The sequence below is a fragment of the Spirosoma montaniterrae genome (assembly GCF_001988955.1).
GTDB classification, from domain to species: domain Bacteria; phylum Bacteroidota; class Bacteroidia; order Cytophagales; family Spirosomataceae; genus Spirosoma; species Spirosoma montaniterrae.
In genome coordinates, this window is sequence record NZ_CP014263.1 from 465,193 (window position 1) to 485,569 (window position 20,377).

Genomic DNA, 20,377 nt, shown 5'->3' on the forward strand with positions numbered 1-20,377 from the left:
CCCTGTAGATCGCTATGTCTATTCTGTCACGACGCACGTTTTTGAAACAAAATGCCATCCTTGGCGTGGGCGCGGCTCTCTCGCCAGCGTTGCCCGCAATGGCTCTCCCCGCTGTCTCGCCTTCTGTCCCAGCCATTTTAGGGGGAACCCCGCTGCTCAAAACCGAATGGCCCAAATGGCCCCGATGGAATCCTGAAACCGACGAACCCAAACTGTTGGAAGTTCTCCGCAGCGGGGTTTGGTCGCGGGCGGGTGTCACCGCAGAGTTTGAGCAGAAATGGGCCAGTGCATTGGGCGTGAAGCGGAGCCTGTTGGTCGTCAATGGCACTAATGCCCTGACCATTGCCCTTAACCAACTCGATATCCGGGCAGGCGACGAGGTACTGATTCCACCCTACACGTTCATTGCTACCGCAGCCGCCGTGCTGGCTAACGGAGCCATGCCGGTTTTTGTAGACGTTGACCCCGAAACGTTCCAGATTGACCCGGCCAGGATCGAAGCGAAAATCACCCCGCGCACGAAGGCCATTATGCCGGTGCATATTCTGGGACTACCCGCCGATATGCCCGCGATAATGGCTATTGCCAAAAAGCATAATCTGGTTGTAATTGAAGATGCGTGTCAGGCACATCTGGCCGAAATTAATCATCAGAAAGTGGGTACGCTGGGACAGGCGGGTTGCTTCAGTTTCCAGAATTCCAAGAATTTGGCAATTGGTGAAGGTGGGGCCATTGTAAGCAACGACGACGCCTTTATGGACCGGTGTTTTTCGTACCAGAACTTCGGATACCCCTACGGCAACGTAGTTGGCAGTGTCTCGACGGGTAGCATTCGGCAAGGATCGAAGTTACGGATTACGGACTATCAGGCTGCTATCGGACTGGCTCAGTTGGCCCGTTTGGATGCTGAGACCACTACGCGCAATACCAATGCGGCTTATCTCAAGTCGCGGCTGGCGGCTATTCCGGGTATTATACCCTACAAACTGTATGACCACGTGACGCGGGGAGCGTTTCACCTGTTTCCGTTCCGATATCGGCAGGAAGGTTTCAGCGGGCTGTCCCGGGCGGCTTTCCTGAAGGCGTTGCAGGCCGAGGGCGTTCCCTGTTCGAGCGGCTACGCAACGCTGAACGATCAGTTGTTTCTGAAGGATGCGTTTGCATCCAAGAATTTTCGGAAGTCCTACCCCCGCGAAATGCTCAATTTCGAGGAATACGTAGCTCGCAATGCCTGCCCAATGAATGCCAGGTTGTGCAATGAAGAAGCAGTCTGGTTCACCCAGAATATGCTTTTGGGCACCCGGCAGGATATGGACCTCATTGCCGATGCCGTGGCGCGGGTTCATCAGTATGCCGACACTATCCGTAAGCAAACGAACCGATGAGAAGCCGGCTGTCGATCATTGGGGCAATTGCTCTCCTGTTGCTGAGTCCGGCCTCCGTTGGGTGGGCGCAGGGCTGGAAAGTGGGCATTGCCCGGACCATCATTACGCCTAAACAGCCCATATGGCTGGGGGGCTATGCCTCCCGCACACACGTTTCCGACGGTAAACTACATGACCTCTGGGCCAAAGCTCTTGCCCTTGAAGATGCTTCTGGCAAACGCGCCGTGCTGGTCACTACTGATTTGCTTGGCTTTCCGAAAGCGATGTCGGACCGGATTCGCGATAAGGTGGAAAAAACGGAGGGCCTGAGCCGGGGTCAGATTATTCTGAACAGTTCACATACACATTCGGGGCCGGTTCTGGAAAACGCTTTAGTAGATGTGTACCCGATGAATGAGGAACAACAGGCACAGGTTGGGCTGTACTCGAAGCAGTTAGAAGAGCAGATAGTGGCATTGATTCGGCAAGCCATCTGGCAGTTAGAACCTGCTGATGTCTATGCTGGTACTGGTGTGACCCGGTTTCAGGTGAACCGCCGGTCGAATAAAGAAGCCACTCTATCTGAACAGATTGCTTTGAATGGCCCTAATGATTTTGCCGTGCCCGTACTGAAAGTGCTCGACAAAACCGGCAGGCTGAAGGCCCTGACCTTCGGGTATGCCTGCCACCCAACGGTTCTCGATCTGTACCAGTGTTCAGGCGATTATGCGGGTTTTGCTCAACTTGAACTTGAGCAAGCCTATCCGGGCGTAACGGCTCTGTTTTTCCAGGGAACTGCCGGCGATCTGAACCCGCTGCCCCGTCGAACCATCCCGTTGGCACAGCAATATGGCCGGGAGTTGGCTGCTGCCGTACAGCGGATTGTGGACGAGCCGATGCGTTTGCTGAGTCCGACTCTCAAAACGGCATACACCGAAATCGACCTGCCATTTGCTCCTCTGCCAACAGACGCCGAATTAATAAATCTGATGGCCAGTAAAGAAGGGTATGTGCAACGCTGGGCCACTCGTATGCAAGTTGCCCGGAAACGAAACGAACCCGTTCGTTCCAGCTATCCATATCCGGTGCAACTCTGGCAAATAGGCAATCAGTTGCTGATCAGCCTGGGGGGCGAGGTCGTAGTCGAATACGCGCTGGAGATTAAAAAACGGCTTGGCCACAACGTGTTCGTGATGGGTTACAGTAATGATGTGATGGGCTATATACCCTCGGAAACCGTGCTGCGCGAAGGCGGTTACGAGGGTGATTCGTCGCAGATGGTATATGGTTTGCCGGGCCGATGGACACCGGGTTTACAGGCCAAAATTCTAACTGCCGTTGAGAGCCTGAACCAGCAGTTGACCTCTTCTAAGTGAGAATTCCTTAATTCGTTCTGTTTATGATTAATTACGAGACGACTGTTTACTCAATCGAAGCTCCGGCTTCTCTAATAGCCTATCCTTATTATTCGGGCTTCCCATTGGCCCATGATACATACAACGCCATCACGGCAGGCAGCGACGGTCGGATTTATTACGTCCTCAGCTCGGAGTCGGTCGAGGAGGGTGGAAAACTGTGCGTGTATGACCCGGAAACAGATCAGACGCGGATCATTGCCGACCTGACCGAAGCGTGTGGGGAGACCAGACTGGGAACTATTTCGCAGGGCAAAAGTCATGTCCGGTTTTATGAACACGCCGGAAAACTGTATTTCGCCACGCACATCGGTTATTACGAGATGATTGACGGCATGGAGCGGCTTCCGGTACAGTCGCCCAACGGGCGAAAACCGTATCCTGGTGGTCTTTTCCTGGCGTATGATTTGCAGACGGGCCTGATCGACAAACTGGCTACAGCCCCGCATGGCGAAGGTATTCTAACAATGACCATCGACCGGAAGCGGGGCTACCTGTATGGCATTACCTGGCCAACGGGCTATTTTGTGCAGTATAATTTGAACAGTGGGCAGTTGAAAACGCTGCCGCCCGTGTCGGCGCAGGGCGAAGCCGGAATTCCCGGACACGACTACCGTGTGCTGTGCCGGAGCATGTTCGTGGCCCCCCGAGAAGGAACCGTTTTTTTGTCCACTGCCGAGGGCGACATTCTTTGTTACCGACCTGATAACGAAACGCTTGAACGGGTAGAAGGCGCAGATTTACGATTAGATTATTTTGGCTCATACGACCCGACGCGACCCGGTAGTATGGGCTACAACTGGCGCAAAATCTTCTGGTACGAACCCGAGGAGGTTGCCTACGGTATTCACGGTAACTCCGGCTATCTGTTTCGCTTCGACCCCCACCAACCCCATATAGAACTGGTGGAACGACTGACCTCGGAGCCATCGCGACGAAGTGGCATGTTCGATCAGTTCAGCTATGGCTACTTAGGATTCCAGCTAGGCCCGGATGGAAAAACCATTTACTACCTGACTGGCGGACCGATTTATATGGATGGGAGACGGGTGAAAGGTGTCGATCAGATTGCGAAAGGGGCAGCTAAAGGGTTAGAAAACCTGCACCTGATTACGTTTCACCTGCCAACCCGCTCGTACCGGGATCACGGCCCGATTTTTTACCCGGATGGTAACCGCCCAACCTACGTCAATTCTATCACGATTGGGCATGATGGTACAGTGTATACCTTGGCCCGGTTTGAACATGAAGGCCGGGAAATACAGGATCTGGTACGGATTCCGCTTGCTTCACCCTATTGAACCTTGTAATCGAGTAATCAAAAAATAGCTTTTAAAACGATGACTTCAGTTCTGATTTTTTTCTTTTTTAACAGCCTTTTCGGCACATCGACTCCTGCCCACAATACTCTCACAAAACAGGAACGGCAGGCGGGATGGCAACTGCTTTTTGATGGAAAAACAACAAAAGGCTGGCGAGGTGCTTATAGTAAAACGTTTCCTAACAGCGGCTGGCGGGTTGTAGATGGCGAACTGCGGGGCGACCTTCAGAACGGCGGTGAGTCGAGTGATGCAGGCGATATTGTGACCCTCCAGAAATACCGCAGTTTCGACCTGCGTTTCGATTGGAAGCTGGGCAAAGGCGGTAACAGCGGGGTAAAATATTTCATTGAAGAACGGCTTCCCAAGCCTGAACGCGGTTCTCAGGCGGGGTATGAGTACCAACTCATCGACGACGCCAATTTTATCTATAATGGAAAACCCTTAGAACCCGACCATAAAACAGCCGCGCTCTATAATATTCTGCCCGCCAGCAAGCCCGACGCTGGCACAGATCAGTGGCATCAGTCGCGTATTGTAGTGCTGGGAGATCATCTGGAGCATTGGCTTGATGGAGTCAAAGTGCTGGAAATTAACCGGACATCCGATGCCTTTTTACGTGGTGTGGCGCAGAGCAAATTTAATCAGTATAGCGGCTTTGCCCGTATTCCAGAAGGGCATATTCTACTTCAGGATCACGGCCATAGCGTGGCTTTTCGCAACATAAAAATCAGACGTATTTGACTGCCGAAGAGTTGTTGTTGGCGAAACTGGTACATGGCAAGCCAAACGAACGAATTAACGATAACCGACACATTATGGATAAACTCGCCAGATTACTGGACATCAAGGGTAAAGAGCAGAAAAGTGGCTGACCGATGGTAAGTTTAAGTTCGCTAAAACTTGTCATAACTACCACGATGGCCAAGCCACTTTTTGCCAAATGTAGACGGTTCTTTCCGGATATTCCAGAGCATGTCTTTCGAAATCTACTGCTGGTCTGCTCAGCCATTGTGCTGGCCCGAACCACCAATCTAAACGTCCTTAAAGATTATCTGCCTCAACTACTGGAGAACGAGCAAACTAAAGCCGACTCTCATTACAAGCGGCTTATCCGATTCTTTCAATTCGCAATGCCTAAGCGACTGGTGATTTGCATCTTACAGTTTGTTTTTCGGCTCTTTCAGAGCCGTTTCACCCATCTAATCTTGGACGCGACAACCTGGCGGGTGGGTAAGAAACCCATTCATTTATTAACCCTATGCATCCTCTACCGAGATACGGCCATCCCGATTTATTGGGTTCAGCTCCATAAAAAAGGTCACAGCAGCGAGGTTGATCGACAAAAGTTGATGACTGAAGCGCTAGGCTATTATCGCTTACAAGGCAAAATTCTGTTGGCTGATCGGGAATACATGGGCGAGAAATGGCTTCGCTATCTTTGTTTAGAAGGCATTGATTTTGTCATCCGGCTCAGTGAAGGCTGTTATCGGCTGGCCATCAGTGCTGCACCAGGTCCGGCTTATTCTAAACTAACTCGACAAGCCTACCACCGCAAGCGGGGCGTCATCAAACAGTTTACTCTGAATGGGTGTACGATGTCAATCGTTATGCTCAAAAACCCTAAAAACGACCCAACTGAGCCACTCTTGTACTTTGTTTCCAGCTTAGTCCACAAAGTCAAAATAACGGAAGCTTACCGCCGTCGCTGGCGGATTGAAACCTGCTTTAAGCATTTCAAAACGCAGGGTTTCAATATTGAAGACTTAAACTTCAAAAACGACGGGAAGATCATGCTGCTCATTGCTATTGTAGTAATGGCCTATGTGTTATCCTTAAAAGAAGCCTTTGAGCATGGCTCCTTGAAGCAGAAGGCGTATCGAAATGGAAGTCGTTCAATGGCCGTTTCATACTTTCGGCAAGGCATCACCGGTTTGCGTCGACATATACAGTCATTGACCATATTCATCCGTTATTTAGAGTCCATCGCTCAAACCCTTTTGACACCCAAGTGGATGTATGTCCAGTAATCTGTAAACTCGCCACTAACAATATATAAAAAACTGAAATTCAGTAGCTTACGCTAAATTAGCACTTACTTATGCAGCAGTTGAACTGGCTCGACTACACGTGATCGAAAAAAGCAAAATCACCTATTATTTTAAACTTCAGTTGAAAGCGTAAATTTTTTTGTAAACAGTTGGTATGAAAATTGTCTATTTCGTTGCGTTGCGAAAAAGACGTTTTTTTGTCAGCTATTTCATTGTAGCATGCGACAGAGTCATTCTAATGCCATGCACTGCCCCAACATGTAATTGAAACTGGTCTGCCAAGTAATGTAAGAATACATACCTGAAATCCTGAAAAATTCAATATAGTCACATCTAAAACATAGTCAACAGTGAAACTCTACATCAAAGGCATGGTAAGTAATAGCTGTAAAACGATTGTAAGGGCCGCTTTAAATGACCTTGGGTTGCATTGTGCAGCGTTGGATCTTGGCGAAGTTGAACTGGATGGGATTATTACACTGGAGCAACTCTCTCAGGTGAGAGTGGCTTTACTGCTTTCAGGTCATGAATTGATAGATGATAAAAGGAAGCTTCTTGTTGAGAAAATAAAACATACTGTTATTGACCTGATACATCATACGGATGAGGCCATCAAAGTGACAAATTCAGATTACATAAGCGCAAGACTCGAATATGATTATACCTATCTGGCCAATCTTTTTTCTGAAGTAACAGGCAATACAATTGAACATTACATCATTGCGCATAAGATTGAGCGGGCCAAAGAATTACTTCTTTACAATGAACTCAATCTTACTCAAATCGCTAATAAGTTGCACTATAGCAGTGTAGCGCATTTATCTACTCAATTTAAGAAAGTTACAGGATTGACTCCTACACTTTTTAGACAACTCACACACAATGGCCGCATTGCACATGAAGATGTGGGAATAGTGTAAGTTATATCTATAACTATACAACTCTTTATAAAATTAAAGTTACCTACTTTGCTATGTAATATTTATCGAACGTTAAAATTCAACAAAAATGAAAAAAACTTTTCTACTTCTATTAACTACCATAACGCTATCCACGCTTGTGAATGGGAGTTTTGCTCAGACAAAGGCTCCTAATTTAAGGACAACGGCTGGTTTTGCCTTTTTTACTGCCAACGGAGCGTTCGAAGTCAATGGTAACAGTACGATGGTAACCGGCGACGTAGGCACGAATGTAGGAGCCTTCAATGGTTTTCTTCCAGGGACGTTGACTGGCAGCAAACGTCTACCGGGTTCTCCCGAAGCTGTGCAGGCCGCCAGCGATGTGTTAGCTGCGTACAACTCGTTAACCCCGCTTACCTGCGACAGGGTTGTTGCTGCTGAATTAGGGGGGCAAACGCTTACGCCGGGTGTTTCCTGCCAGAATACGGCATCCCCAACCACTTTAAATGGAACGCTGACGTTGAGTGGATCAGGTATATTTATTGTTAAGCTAAGCAGTGCGTTAACGACAGCCACAAGTTCAAATATTGCGCTTACCAATGGTGCCACGGCCAATAATGTGTTCTTTCAGGTAGATGGAGCTTTTACAGCCGGAACCAGTTCCAGTTTACAGGGTACTTTCCTGGTCAATGGTGCTATTGTTCTGGCAACGGGGGCTTCTCTCAATGGTAGGGGCTTGTCTATTGGTGGGGCAATCACCTTAAATGCTAACACAGTAACTAACGTGGCAGCACCGTTGCCTGTATCCTTAGTATCCTTTACGGCCCAGCCGCAAGCTAACCGTACAGTCGATATTGCCTGGACTACCTCCTTAGAAACCAACAATAGAGGTTTTGTGGTTGAGCGCAGTAAGGATCTACAGCTTTTCGTTAAGGTAGGCGAAGTAGGCGAAATCGCAGCCAACAGTAGTGCTTTAAAGAACTACAAACTTACCGACCAGACGCCATATGTCGGCACCAGCTATTACCGCCTGAAACAAACAGATCTCAACGGCAAAATGACCATCTATCCCGCCGTGTCGGTAGTGCTGCGAGACGACGCCTATGGCATATTTCCAAACCCGGCTCTTGGCGATGGTCGGTTTGCACTCCGGATCGATGAGCCGGAGACGGCAAAACTGGGTTTCTTCAGTGTGGACGGTCGTATCCTTCCCCTTCAGAGAACAGGTATTCAATCGGGTAATCTTCTGCTGAAAACTACCGACAAGTTGTCAGCGGGGGTTTATATTCTCACGGTTGAAGAGCGAGGCCAGGTACGCCAGCATCGTCTGGTTGTCGAGTAGGTATAAACCTGCCTAATTACTGATTCACCACATTTAATACTCTGTGCTTATGAAAACGAAGGCTGTACATATACCAACTCTCCCGCCTAAGAAGGCATACAAAACACCCAAACTTAATGTGTTGGGTAACCTGAAAAAACTCACCTTGAAAACCGGCTCGAACGTCGATGGGATGGGCGGTTTCATATAGGTAACAACTAATGAAACGACGAATGGCCTGATGAACCACACTGCTGGTTTATCAGGCCATTCGTCGTTTCAGGTAAGCTCCAAATCCGATAGAATGATGTTTAAGCCAGAAAACAGGGTATTGGGTGAGCAGCAGGGGAAGCCCGAAAATACAGGTGCTGAAAAAAACTTCAAAAAATTCATAGGGTATTTTTACTGGTCGTTGTCTTGTAGGTAGTAATCTGACTTTTTCTAAGATAATATTGTTTTTTTCTGGTAAATGCTGATGCGCATAAAGCCCCTGCAACCAGACCTTGACAACGACGCTGCCCGTCGTTTGTCTAAGGTAGCCAACGAACCCGAACAGGTTTGGGACAAGGAGCTGTTTATCAGGTTAGCGTTTGCCGAAAGTGCTAAGGCAGGTTGCGAAGTTCTCTTTCGATACTATTATCAGGTTCTCTGTAATCATGCAACCCGCTTCGTATACTCCCGAGAGTTAGCAGAAGATATTGTCAGTGAGGTTTTTTGCCGGATGTGGCGAACGCAGGCGTATGCGTCTATCCGCACGTCTTACCGGTTTTATTTATTCAGAGCCGTTCGGAATGAAGCTTACAATTATTTGCGGCTTGAGATACAGGGACACGAAGAAATTAGCTGGGCAGAGATATCGAATGACCCCATTCCCGACAGCGTCGTTCAGTTTGATGAACTGATTGGCCTGATCGATACTATCCTCGAAACGTCGTCTCCTCAATGTCGTCGGGCGTTTATGCTAAACCGTTTTGAAGGTAAAAAGTACCGGGAAATCGCCGATGAGATGGGCGTATCGATTAAGACGGTGGAAGCGCACGTCAGCAAGGCACTGCACATGCTGCGAAAAGGGCTTCGTAGCTACTGGCCCTCATAGAGCAAACTTTATCCAGTTTCTATCAACTCTGAAAACTTCGTCGATGAAAGAGAATGTGTTTCAGTTGTTTGCCAGACAGGCAAGTCCGTTACAGCGTACAGCTATTGAGATCTGGCTCCGTAAGCCAGGCAACGAAGAGCAATATTATGAATGGCTGGAAGAGTGGGAGCGTCAACACGCGCTATGCGAAGATAATTCGGAAAAAGCGTTTGTTGTCTTTCGCGATTTTATGGAGCAGCATGAGCCGAACCAACCCCCTGTCGTGGTCGAACGGCCTGTAGCGTTGGCGTTTCTTTCTTTTCCACTTCGCACGCTGCTGGCCGCAGCCTGTGCAGTATTGATTCTGGGAATTGGTTTCTGGTGGCGCAGCGAATGGGGTCAATACCGGGTCTATCAGACTGCCTATGGTGAAAAGAAGACGGTAACATTAGCCGATGGCAGCCGGGTAAGCCTGATGGGAAATGCTGCGCTGAAAGTTCCGCGCTGGGGGTTTACCGATAGGCAGCGCGAAGTTTGGCTGCGTGGGCGGGCTAATTTCGAGGTTGTCCATACGCGTATGCACACGTCGTTTATCGTGCACACGTCTCACAATTGGAAAGTACACGTATTGGGAACTGTTTTTTCGGTTCGCGCCAGCCCACGTCTGGCAATGGTCCGGCTTCATAGCGGTAAGGTAAAGCTGGTGGACCGGGTAGGTAATGTAGAGCAGTCGCTAATTCTCAACCCAAACGACGTAGCCCGGCTCGATGCGCATCATCGCTGGGTAGTTCGGTCTCAGAAGACGAAATGGGCCGAGTGGAAAGAAAACCGGTTTGATTTTAATGCCCTTACGCTCCGGCAAGTTGGAGACGAGTTGGAGGAGGAGTACGGTATTCGGGTGCAAATTCCGGATCAGGCTCTGGCTGCACGCGTACTAATGGGTTCATTTAACGCCAGAAGCGTGGATGAACTGTTACAATCGATTGCGTTGCTGCTCAATGTCCGTGTTGAACGCCGGGGCAACACTGTCGTTTTTCAGCCATAAAAGAAGCACAACCAATTCGTAAACCCTAAACCTCTTTACACATGCACACGTTTCCGGGAAACAAGCTATCCATGTTGTTAGGGTGTTGGCTACTCAGTCTGCCTAATTTGTCGGGAATGGCCCAGGTAGGGGTTCTGGCACACGTAGATAAACGAGTTCATGCGTCAGCCGAACAGCCCCAAAGTATACCCCTCAAAGCGGCCCTTGACCTGTTGCAAAACAAATTCAGGGTCAGCCTTATGTATGAACGTAAGTCGGTTGAGGGAGTATACATTTCTGCGGGGGCTATGCCAGTTGCCGCCGATATTGAAAAATGCCTGAATCAGCTCCTGCCAGCGTATAATCTCACGTATAGAAAGATGAACGCTGATTCGTATCTGATTCTGCCAAAGCCGAAAGCCGAAAAAGCCGCGCCCGCACTAAAAAGCGAGTTGGAGATATTTCAGCAGGTGGTCGACAAAACCATTACCGGCAAAGTAACCGACGAAAAAGGTGAGTCGCTGGCGGGGGTCAGCGTACTGGTAAAAGGAACCCTGAAAGGCACCAATACCGACGCCGACGGTAATTTCAGGATCAGTCTTGAGCCTGCCGACAATGTGTTGGTTTTCAGTTTTGTAGGATACATCAGGCAGGAGGTTGAAGTAGGCAATCAGTCGGTTATCGCCGTTACGCTGAAAGTAGAAACACAGACGCTGAGCGACGTGGTTGTTACGGCGTTGGGGTTCAACCGCGATAAGGCCGCGCTGTCGTATGCTGTAACGGAGATTGGTGGTGATAATCTTATCAAAGCCCGCGAAACGAACTTGGGAAACGCTTTGGTTGGGCGTATTGCCGGTGTAAACGCTACCGGTTTGGCTACGGGGCCAGGTGGGTCGAGCCGGGTGGTAATTCGGGGGAATGGCTCGCTCAATGGCAATAATCAGCCGCTGTATGTGGTGAATGGCGTGCCGATCAACAACAACAATCAGGGGGCACCCGGTACGTTTGGCGGCATTGACCGGGGCGACGGCCTGACCAGCATCAACCCCGACGACATTGCCACGATTACCGTACTCAAGGGAGGTACCGCAGCCGCCCTCTACGGCGCACGAGCCGCCAATGGGGTCATTCTAATTACCACCAAATCGGGAAATATCCAGAAAGGCATTGGTGTTGAGTATAACACAACGCTCACCGTAGAAACGCCCCGTGATTTGCTGGATTGGCAATATGAATACGGGTCTGGCTCACGCGGGAAAGCCCCGACCTCACAGGCCGAAGCCATTGCGTTTGGGCGGATGTCGTGGGGAGCCAAATTAGATGGGTCGCCCGTGGTTCAGCCCGACGGACAAATCAGACCTTACGAAGCCCAGAAGAACAACATCCGAAACTTTTATAACAATGGCACAACCTTTTCTAACACGCTGGCTTTTTCGGGAGGTAATGAAGCTGTCCGGTTCCGCTTCTCGGCGGCTAATATGGACAATAAGGGCATCGTGCCCAACAATTCGCTGAATCGAAAAACATTCAGCCTCAGTGCCAACGCCAATTTAGCCAAAAAGCTGTTGTTCGAGGGCAATGTGCAGTACACCCTCGAAGAAAACAAAAACCGTGTCCATACGGCTGATTTCACGAAAAACCCCAATGCCGCCACCCAACTGATAGCAACCAACATCGACGTTCGTACCCTGGCACCCGGTTATACGGCCAATGGCACGGAGGTGATCTGGAGCGATTACATCTACGCCACCAATCCATACTTCGCCGTCGATAAAGTACGCAACAGCGACACCCGACGTCGGTTTATCGGCTCGTTCAATGCACGATACAATATCACCGATTGGTTGTATGGGCGCGTTCGGCTGGGGATGGATCAGTTAAATTTCGATGCCTATAACATAGAACCGTCGGGCATTGCTTTCAATGACAGGGGCAGTATGACTACGGATCTGAGCATTGCCACGGAAACGAACGCTGAAGCACTTATTGGCCTGAACAAAGCTTTCGGGAAAATCAATGTCAACGCGTTGGTCGGAGGCAATCAGATGCATAATAAAGTGGATGGCCGGACGCTGAGCAGCGGTCTTTTCAATGTGCCTTTCCAGTATTTTATTGGCAATGGAAGTGGGCAGAATTTTACTGTCAACTATCAGGAGTTTGCCATTAACTCGCTGTTTGTCTCGGCAGATATCGACTATAACAACACGTTGTTTTTTACCTTCACAGGTCGGCAGGATTGGTTTTCTACGTTGTCGAAAGAAAACAACAACCTGTTTTATCCGTCGGTTGGGTTGAGTTATGTCCTCACCAATCACTGGGAGTCGCATCCGACCTGGTTAGACTACGCTAAAGTTCGCACGTCGTGGGCGCAGGTGGGGGGCGGTGCGCCGAATCCATACGGGCTAACGCTCACGTACACGCCACAGGCACAGCAGCACTTAGGGGCCACGCTGATGAACGTGACGGGGAATGTGATACCGAATAAACTGGTGCCGTATACCTCTACCACCACTGAAATAGGCGTTGACCTGAAAGCCTTTCGGAATCTGGTAGGCGTTGATCTGACCTTCTACGAACGTTCTACTACCAACGACATTGTGTTTGCCTCGGTGCCTTTCTCGTCTGGTTATGCCCGAACAGCACTGAACGTGGGGCAGGTTCGTAACCGGGGCGTCGAACTGTTGCTGACCGGTACGCTCTTCCGTAAAGCCAACTGGTCGTGGGACATTAGCTACAATGCGGCTTACAATAACAATAAGGTGGTAAAAATTGCGGATGGGATAACTTCACTGTTTATCGACGGGGCAACCACCCGCACCCAGAATGGCGGAATTTACCACTTCGAAGGTCGGCCTTTCGGGATGATTGCGGGAAACCGGCCCAGAGTGGATGCTAACGGCAGAACCGTTTATAACAGTGCCAATGGTATTCCCGTGCAGGGGCCTTTGGAACCGCTCGGACTGGGAGTACCTCCCTGGATTATGGGCATCAACAACAGGCTCAATTACAGAAACTTCTCACTTGATTTACTGATCGATGGCAAATTTGGCGGGCAGATTTATTCGGCCACCAACGCCTACGGTACTCAGTTTGGATTAGACAGGCGCACGGTTGAAAACGGCGTTCGGGAATCCGGTATTGCCGTGTCGGGTGTTGACCAGCGAGGGGCTGAGTATAGCGCAACCGTACCGGCTCAGACGTACTATTCGGCTATTTGGGCCACGCTCACCGATCAGTTTGTAAGCAGTGCCGATTTCGTTAAACTTCGTTCCCTGACGTTTAGCTACACTATTCCCAAACGTCTGTTTGCCAAAACACCCATTCAATCGGCCAGCCTTTCGGTGGTTGGCCGAAATCTGGCACTTCTCTACAACGCTGCCCGTAACATCGATCCTGAATCGGGCTACTCAAATGGCAACGGACAAGGCTTAGAAAACTTCGGTCTGCCCAGCACCCGGAGTTTTGGCATGAACCTGCTGGTAAGCTTTTAGCGAACAAAGTCTCATCTGTGTACTCTAAAGACATGAAGACGATACTGTACTGTCAAAAAAAATCTCTGTTTACGCTTCTGCTCCTCATCGGGGTATCGTTGGGTTGCGATCAGGGGTTCGACGAAATGAACGTAAATCCCAATGCCTACACTACACCCGTTGTGGGCAACCTCTTCACGTATAGCCTGATTCGGACAGCCGGTACGGGTACAAACGACCGCAACCGAACCAATATCAAATATTTTGCCGGCGTGGTGCAATACATGGCCTCGCTTGGCACCAACTGGGCCGGAGACAAGTACGTGGAGAGCGGTCAGTTCGGCGACTTTTTTGAAACCGCATATTCGGTGCATATCAAAGAATTGCAGGAAGTAATTGCGGCCACCGAGGGTAAGCCCGATCAGATTAACCTGAATGCTATCGCCAACATCTGGCGGATTTATGCCCTGCATCGGGTTACCGATGCTTACGGCGACATTCCGTATACCGAAGCAGGGCAGGGCTATCTAACCAAAACGTATAAGCCGAAGTACGACAGGCAATCGGATATTTATCCGGCTATGCTTAGCGGACTCGAAAAAGCAATTGGGCAGTTAGACCCCGCCAAACCGTCCTACGGCATTTCGGACGTGGTTTTTCAGGGCAATGTGGCAAAGTGGAAAACTTTTGGCTATTCGCTCATGCTGCGGTTAGCCATGCGGCTGACCAAAGTAGATGCTAAAGCCGCCGAAACCTGGGCCAAAAAAGCCATTGCCGGGGGAGTCATGACCAGCAACGCTGACATTGCCAAACTCAACCACGTGGCTGGTAATCCTAATACGCAAAATTGGGATGCGGCTGAACTCAAGCGCGAAAGCTTTCCTGAATCCAATCGGGGAAAAGGTCCGGTGAAATTGGCAAAAACGCTGATCGACATGCTTCAGGCACGTAACGACCCGCGACTTCCTTTCTATGCTACGTTGTGGGAAGGTAATATTTTGAGCATACAAAACGAGAAACTGCCAGTCACCACTAACCCCAAATTGCAGAAAGGACTGCCCAATGGGTACGATGCCAATACGATTAAGCAGGTTATTCCAGACTGGAGCAATGATATGCTGGTTAATTATTCGGAGCCAAACACGGGCACCATTGCCAGCCTCAACGCACCAACCGTTTTTCAGAGTTATGCCGAAGTGGAGTTTCTGCTGGCCGAAGCTTCTCTGCGGGGCTGGGATGCGTCGAGTGCGGAGAATCATTTTAGAAAAGCCATCACGGCCTCCATGCAATCAACTACCTTGTTTCCAGGTAACGTGGTGATTTCGCCGAGCGATATCAATGCGTATCTGGCGGCCCAACCACTCAACGCGGCTACGTTTGACGGCAAAATGGAGCAAATCCACAATCAGTTTTATCTGGCTCATTTTATGTGGACCGACAATTTTGAAGCCTGGTCGAACTGGCGCCGAACGGGCTATCCCAAACTCAGTCCCATTACGTATCCCGGCAACTTCACGGGTGGGGCGCCACTGGTTCGGCTACGCTATCCTATTTCTGAAACCACGCTCAACAAAGAGAATTACGAGGCAGTAGTAGCCCGTCAGGGACCTGATTTGTATACCACGCCTGTCTGGTGGGATAAGCGATAACCCTTACACACAAACCCTATTCTACGACTACGTATGAAAACGAACCGTCGAACCTTTTTCAAACAGGGGGCCGCTGTGGCTACCATAGCCTCTACAGGCGACCTTATGGCAGCTACCCGGTCAGCCAGGCGCGACCGGCTGGAAGCGAGGGATTCCATGAAAGATTTTGGAATGAAATTCGCGCTGGCTATGTCGCCCGATTCGCCACGGGTGCCGTTGGCGCAACAAATGGACGTGATGCACGCAGTGTCGGGGGTGCAACGCCAGCCCAATCTGAACCCCTGGGATGCTGACGCCATCAAGGCGACCAAAGAACGCTGGGACAAACTGGGTATGAAATGGACCGTGGTTGAAGGCCCACCAAGCTTAGGCGAACAAACCAAATTAGCCCTGTCAGGACGCGATGAGGAGATAGCAAATTTTATCACCTTCATGAAGAACCTGAAAAAACACAGCGACGTAGATGTGATCTGCTATAACTGGATGCCTGTCATAAGCTGGTTCCGGTCGAAGATGGACGCTCCGGGTCGCGGAGGAGCTTTAGTAACCGCCTTCGATTACGAAGACATCAAGAACAAACCCCTCACCAAATACGGAGAAGTCTCAAAAGACGCGTTGTGGAATAACCTCACGTATTTTCTGAAAGCCGTTGTGCCCGAAGCGGAAAAAATCGGGATGAATTTATCGCTTCACCCCGACGACCCGCAGGTTGACAGTATCCAGGGCATTTCCCGCATTATGAACACGGTCGAAAATTTCGATAAGATGCTGAAATTAGTTCCCAGCAAATACAGCGGGCTTACCATGTGCCAGGGTAATTTCTCGCTGATGGGTGCCGACATTCCAGCCCTCATTCATCGGTGGGGAAAAGCCGGACACATCAACTTTGTCCATTTTCGCAACGTTCAGGGCGGAAAATTCAAGTTTACCGAAACATTCCACGATGAGGGCCAGATCGACATGTGCAGGGCCATGAAAGCGTATTATGATATTGGTTTTCAGGGGACTATACGCCCAGACCATGTACCGACAATGGCCGGGGAAGAAAACACGCGTCCGGGATACATGACCATCGGTACGTTGTTTGCCATCGGATACATGCGGGGTCTGCTGGAATCAATTGGCAAAAGCTCTACGCTGCGTTAAAACGGTTAGTCTATCAAAAGGCATGGCTGTGAAAAAGAATCTGGCATTACACCAGCCGTACCCACATCGATCCTGACAGTACGTCGCCAGGGTTCAGAACGGCTAACCCATCGCCATTGTTGAACGCATCTACGCTGGCCGTTTGTGGTTCAATGGCTATACTGTCGCGCCGACCGGGGGTGTAACACACTAAATAATTGAGCTTGCCCGCACCCGTTTGTTGCCCTACGATCAGTTTGGCCCCGGTTTTGGTCGATGTCAGTACCGTCTCGGCAAATGGCTGGCCTACAGCCGGAATACCAGTTGGCTCAACAGCAAAGGGCGTGTCGAGTTCGCGGTCGCGCAATGAGAACGTTTCGGCGTTTTCGAGCGGTTGTTTGCCCGATGGAAGCATGGAATCGTTTAACGTAATCTGCGACCGGGCGGGTAGCGACAGCGTCAGGTCGTCAATTGGTTCTTCGGTGAACGTAAAATACGGATGCCAGCCAAAAGCTGCCGGGCAAGGCGTAGGACCCGTATTCAAGGCAGCATAACTAACGCGCAGCGCACACATCTGGTCATTTTCGACGTGACTACCGAGTAGCAGCCGATTGGCTAATGCCAGTTCATAAACCATGGTTAGCGAGAACGGAAACGGATAGCCGACCGTATCGCCCGCGTAGTCGTATCGGAGGGTAAGCCGGGCATAGTTGGGCGTGGTTTCCTGACTTATAACCGAGAATACGCGGCCATGTACAAACCCATGCAGCGCATTATCGCGGCTCACTTCGTTCATTGCCAGCGCATAGTCTTCGCCTTCAAACCGATATATGCCGTGCCGGATTCGGCTCGGAAATGGATACAGCAGCGCACTGGCGTAGCTTTCGTCTGCGAATAAAGATTGCGCCGAATCAGGTGCTTTAATCAGGGCGTACACATCATCGTTCCGACGCAGCACCAACCGACGCAGCACGGCTCCGAAGCCCGGAATAATGGTCGCAAATTCACCCGTTTCGGTATGTTCGAGAACGTACTCAATGAGTGGCTCGGTTTCGTCGGGTAGTGTGCCAAAAGGCTGGGTGGTAATTTGGAATGGCATGAGTCTGAACCAGGATTTAATAGATTTATCAGATTTGCCGTGATTTTGTTTTTAGAATTTCACATTTCCCCGTCAACGCCCAGCCCGAAGAGGGCGAAATCGTATCGAACGGGGTCGGCTGAGTCGAACTGCCGTAGGGTCTCCGTGAGTTCGAGGGCGGCTTTCCAGTCGGTTTGTGGCCGGTTGAGCAAGCCTAACCTACGGGCCACGCGGTTTACGTGTACATCGATAGGCATGATGAGTTTATGGGGTTGCAGGCGCGTCCACAAACCAAAGTCAACGCCCCGGTTGTCTTGTCGAACCATCCAGCGCAGAAACATCAGCAACCGCTTACAGGATGAATTACGGGCGGGCGTGGCAATGTGTTTCCGCGTTCGCTCCGGAAAAAATGGATCACAGCAAAACCGGTCGTGAAAGTTAATAAGAGCCTGCTCAACCGTGTCGCCCGCAAACGCATCTTCGAGCGAATCGTGTTGTTGGTAGTAGTTGTGAAAGAAATGCAGGAAATAGAGTGCGTCGGTCGCGTTGAAGGTGCGGTGTTTAAAAGCAAGAAACCGTTTCAGATCGCTTTCCTGATGATTTCGCACGAAGTCGTAGGGCGCAGCGTCCATCAGGTCGATGAGTTCGTTTGCCTTTTTCAGGATTACGGGCCGTTGACCCCAGGCCAATACTGCCGCCCAGAACCCCATGATTTCAATATCCTGCCGACGCGTGAAGCGGTGCGGGATGCTAATAGGGTCGTGTTCAATGAATGAAGGCTGATTGTACTGATCAGCCTTCGCATCTAAAAACTCTTTCACCGATTGCTGAGAGACGTCTTCGCCCGATATGTACTTCATCATTCATCGGCTTTTTCCGCCACTCGCTACCCAGGCAGCCGCTTTGGAGATGGCCGAAAACGCAGCCAGTGCTATCGACATCACTAACGTGAATACGGCAATGAATGGATAGGCCAGCGTAAACATAATGCTGAACGTGACGTAGCCGGGCGAGGCTCTCATCTGGGCATCACGCTTGCGGTGCCGACGGGCAATGCGCTCTTCTTTGGTTTCCATCTACTTCACAATATAACTCACCTCTGCCCGGAAACGCCGGTCTTCGGGCGAAAGTTTCGCGAACGCCTGTTCTGAGAGCTTAATCAGGATTTTGTCATTAATACCCGTATTGGGCAGCCGGCCAATCACTTTTACCCATAAACTCTGGTTATTGAACTCGTTCCGAACCTGCACCAGCGTGCCAATAGGGGCCGTGCGGTGCAGGGCTAAATACTTGCCCGACCCATCGCTCCCCTCGATCATTTCGGCCACGCCACTGTCCGAAATCCGGCGTCCGCGCGTTGGCATAGGGGCATCGTTGCCGGGGCGGGGGAGTTCAATTTCTTCGACGGGTTTATCACCTGGTTTCGCGCTGGCGGTGGGCTGGTTCTCAGTCCGGCGTGAATCGGGTGGGGTAGGGGCGCGTTCCGGTTTGGACTCGCTGGTAGAGGCCGGGCGGGTGGCAGGCGCATCGGGTCGGCGGGCGGGCGTATCGGTAGGTTTGGCCGATGTGCCGGGTACTGGTGTCGATGGTACGCGGGCCTGATACGCCTTTTCTGAAACAATCAACGCCTGGCCAATCAGCACATTATCGCCGGGGAGGTTGTTCCACCGGCGCAAATCGGCCTGCGACACCCCGTATCGCACAGCCAGACTATACAGCGTTTGCCCGGCTTCGACCACGTGAATACCCGACCGGGCCGGGTCGTCGGTTTTGCGGGCGTCGTTGCCGGGGCGGGTGGTGGGTGGCGTTCCGGTTTTTTCGACAGCTACCTTTTCGTCGCGCTTCTGCTCTTTTTCCTGCTTCTTAATTGCCTTATCGATAGCTTTCGCTTCTTTGCGGGTCAAGACCTCATCGGGCAGCGGAATCCGCACAACCTGGTCATACTGCACGGCATCTTTCAAATCGGGGTTGGCGGCTTTGATCTCGGCCACCGACCGTTTGTAGCGACGGGCAATGGCAAAAAGCGTTTGCCCTTCATCGACGCGGTGAATAATAAACCGCTTCCCATCTTTTTTCTCAACACCTACCGAATCGGCAGGGGAGGTAGTGGTAAAGGGCGAAGGGATTAGGGCAAATGCGGTACTACTGCCGGTGAAGGCAATTAGCAGTGCTATTGACGAAAGACGAATAAAATGAGTATTCATGGGTTGGGTGCCGCTATTAGGCTATTCGTGGATGTTGCGCGGCATGGTTTGTAAAATTAACGCAAAAAAATGGCTGTTGTCGTATGCAGGTATCGAATTGTAGCAATGAAATCCTAAACAGGTTTCATGAATCGGCGGGCATCCGATGCTCTGGCAAACAACGCAAACCCAAATGTGACTACCACCACCGCTCTATAAACCTGTACTATTGTGTGAATATAGTAGCATTGCATATTGTTGATTATGGTGTAAATGTGAATCAATTGATTGTCAACGTATTGCAATTATACAATTATATAAACAATATAAGTACATATAATCATGTAGAAAATATATTGAATTTTACTTGACATTTAGTAAGTGAACGGGTAATCTTGTCGTCT

The 20,377-nt window shown here is 50.3% G+C and carries 18 protein-coding genes; 14 read left to right on the forward strand and 4 right to left on the reverse strand.

The genetic code is table 11. From position 1 onward, the window contains the following. Positions 1-14: 14 nt before the first annotated feature. The 14 genes from AWR27_RS01980 (at position 15) to AWR27_RS02035 (ending at position 16,733) form a co-directional block, all read left to right on the forward strand. Positions 15-1,385, forward strand: coding sequence for a DegT/DnrJ/EryC1/StrS family aminotransferase (locus AWR27_RS01980; protein WP_077129642.1), 1,371 nt, complete (start codon positions 15-17; stop codon positions 1,383-1,385). Next, the gene (locus tag AWR27_RS01985; RefSeq protein WP_077129643.1) at positions 1,382-2,740 is read left to right on the forward strand and encodes a neutral/alkaline non-lysosomal ceramidase N-terminal domain-containing protein; all 1,359 of its coding nucleotides are present in this window, start codon (positions 1,382-1,384) and stop codon (positions 2,738-2,740) included. The genes AWR27_RS01980 and AWR27_RS01985 overlap by 4 nt, the downstream gene beginning before the upstream one ends. A gap of 23 nt (positions 2,741-2,763) precedes the next feature. Then, complete coding sequence (locus AWR27_RS01990; protein ID WP_077129644.1) at positions 2,764-4,080, forward strand: ligand-binding sensor domain-containing protein; 1,317 nt, start codon at positions 2,764-2,766, stop codon at positions 4,078-4,080. A 39-nt stretch (positions 4,081-4,119) separates the two neighbouring features. Then, positions 4,120-4,842, forward strand: a complete 723-nt coding sequence (locus AWR27_RS01995) for a 3-keto-disaccharide hydrolase (RefSeq protein ID WP_077129645.1) — start codon at positions 4,120-4,122, stop codon at positions 4,840-4,842. Beyond that, entirely contained in the window at positions 4,839-4,973 is a 135-nt protein-coding gene (locus AWR27_RS25945) for a hypothetical protein (protein WP_257788520.1), read from the forward strand. Before AWR27_RS01995 ends, AWR27_RS25945 begins: the two co-directional genes overlap by 4 nt. 45 nt (positions 4,974-5,018) lie before the next feature. Further along, on the forward strand, positions 5,019-6,128 hold the full coding sequence (locus AWR27_RS02000; RefSeq protein ID WP_077129646.1) for a transposase: 1,110 nt from the start codon (positions 5,019-5,021) through the stop codon (positions 6,126-6,128). Between the two features lie 371 nt (positions 6,129-6,499). Further along, positions 6,500-7,069, forward strand: a complete 570-nt coding sequence (locus AWR27_RS02005; protein ID WP_077129647.1) for a helix-turn-helix domain-containing protein — start codon at positions 6,500-6,502, stop codon at positions 7,067-7,069. A gap of 88 nt (positions 7,070-7,157) precedes the next feature. After that, the gene (locus AWR27_RS02010) at positions 7,158-8,390 is read left to right on the forward strand and encodes an ice-binding family protein (protein WP_077129648.1); all 1,233 of its coding nucleotides are present in this window, start codon (positions 7,158-7,160) and stop codon (positions 8,388-8,390) included. 49 nt (positions 8,391-8,439) lie between these two features. Beyond that, positions 8,440-8,580, forward strand: coding sequence for a hypothetical protein (locus AWR27_RS25460; protein ID WP_198045092.1), 141 nt, complete (start codon positions 8,440-8,442; stop codon positions 8,578-8,580). A gap of 264 nt (positions 8,581-8,844) precedes the next feature. Then, positions 8,845-9,465 (forward strand): RNA polymerase sigma-70 factor, encoded by a 621-nt coding sequence (locus tag AWR27_RS02015; RefSeq protein ID WP_077133743.1) that lies wholly within the window; start codon positions 8,845-8,847, stop codon positions 9,463-9,465. A gap of 43 nt (positions 9,466-9,508) precedes the next feature. Then, positions 9,509-10,489 (forward strand): FecR family protein, encoded by a 981-nt coding sequence (locus AWR27_RS02020; RefSeq protein ID WP_077129649.1) that lies wholly within the window; start codon positions 9,509-9,511, stop codon positions 10,487-10,489. Between the two features lie 41 nt (positions 10,490-10,530). Continuing rightward, positions 10,531-13,959 carry a SusC/RagA family TonB-linked outer membrane protein gene (locus AWR27_RS02025; RefSeq protein WP_083732725.1) on the forward strand — a complete coding sequence of 1,143 codons (3,429 nt, stop codon included), beginning with the start codon at positions 10,531-10,533 and terminating at the stop codon, positions 13,957-13,959. 32 nt (positions 13,960-13,991) lie between these two features. Next, on the forward strand, positions 13,992-15,587 hold the full coding sequence (locus AWR27_RS02030) for a SusD/RagB family nutrient-binding outer membrane lipoprotein (RefSeq protein ID WP_077129650.1): 1,596 nt from the start codon (positions 13,992-13,994) through the stop codon (positions 15,585-15,587). A 33-nt stretch (positions 15,588-15,620) separates the two neighbouring features. Next, positions 15,621-16,733 (forward strand): mannonate dehydratase, encoded by a 1,113-nt coding sequence (locus tag AWR27_RS02035; RefSeq protein WP_077129651.1) that lies wholly within the window; start codon positions 15,621-15,623, stop codon positions 16,731-16,733. Between the two features lie 46 nt (positions 16,734-16,779). Here the strand turns inward: AWR27_RS02035 and AWR27_RS02040 are convergent, their stop codons facing one another. Genes AWR27_RS02040 through AWR27_RS02055 form a run of 4 tightly spaced genes read right to left on the reverse strand, consistent with a single transcriptional unit; the run spans position 16,780 to position 19,994 of the window. Next, positions 16,780-17,811: an aldose 1-epimerase gene (locus AWR27_RS02040; RefSeq protein WP_077129652.1), complete on the reverse strand. Its 1,032-nt coding sequence runs from the start codon at positions 17,809-17,811 to the stop codon at positions 16,780-16,782. Positions 17,812-17,870: 59 nt separating this feature from the next. Beyond that, entirely contained in the window at positions 17,871-18,653 is a 783-nt protein-coding gene (locus tag AWR27_RS02045) for a TIGR02757 family protein (RefSeq protein WP_232325948.1), read from the reverse strand. Further along, complete coding sequence (locus tag AWR27_RS02050; RefSeq protein WP_077129653.1) at positions 18,654-18,866, reverse strand: hypothetical protein; 213 nt, start codon at positions 18,864-18,866, stop codon at positions 18,654-18,656. Next, a complete protein-coding gene (locus AWR27_RS02055; RefSeq protein WP_077129654.1) occupies positions 18,867-19,994 on the reverse strand; it encodes a LysM peptidoglycan-binding domain-containing protein in 1,128 nt (375 codons plus the stop codon). Positions 19,995-20,377 lie beyond the last annotated feature (383 nt).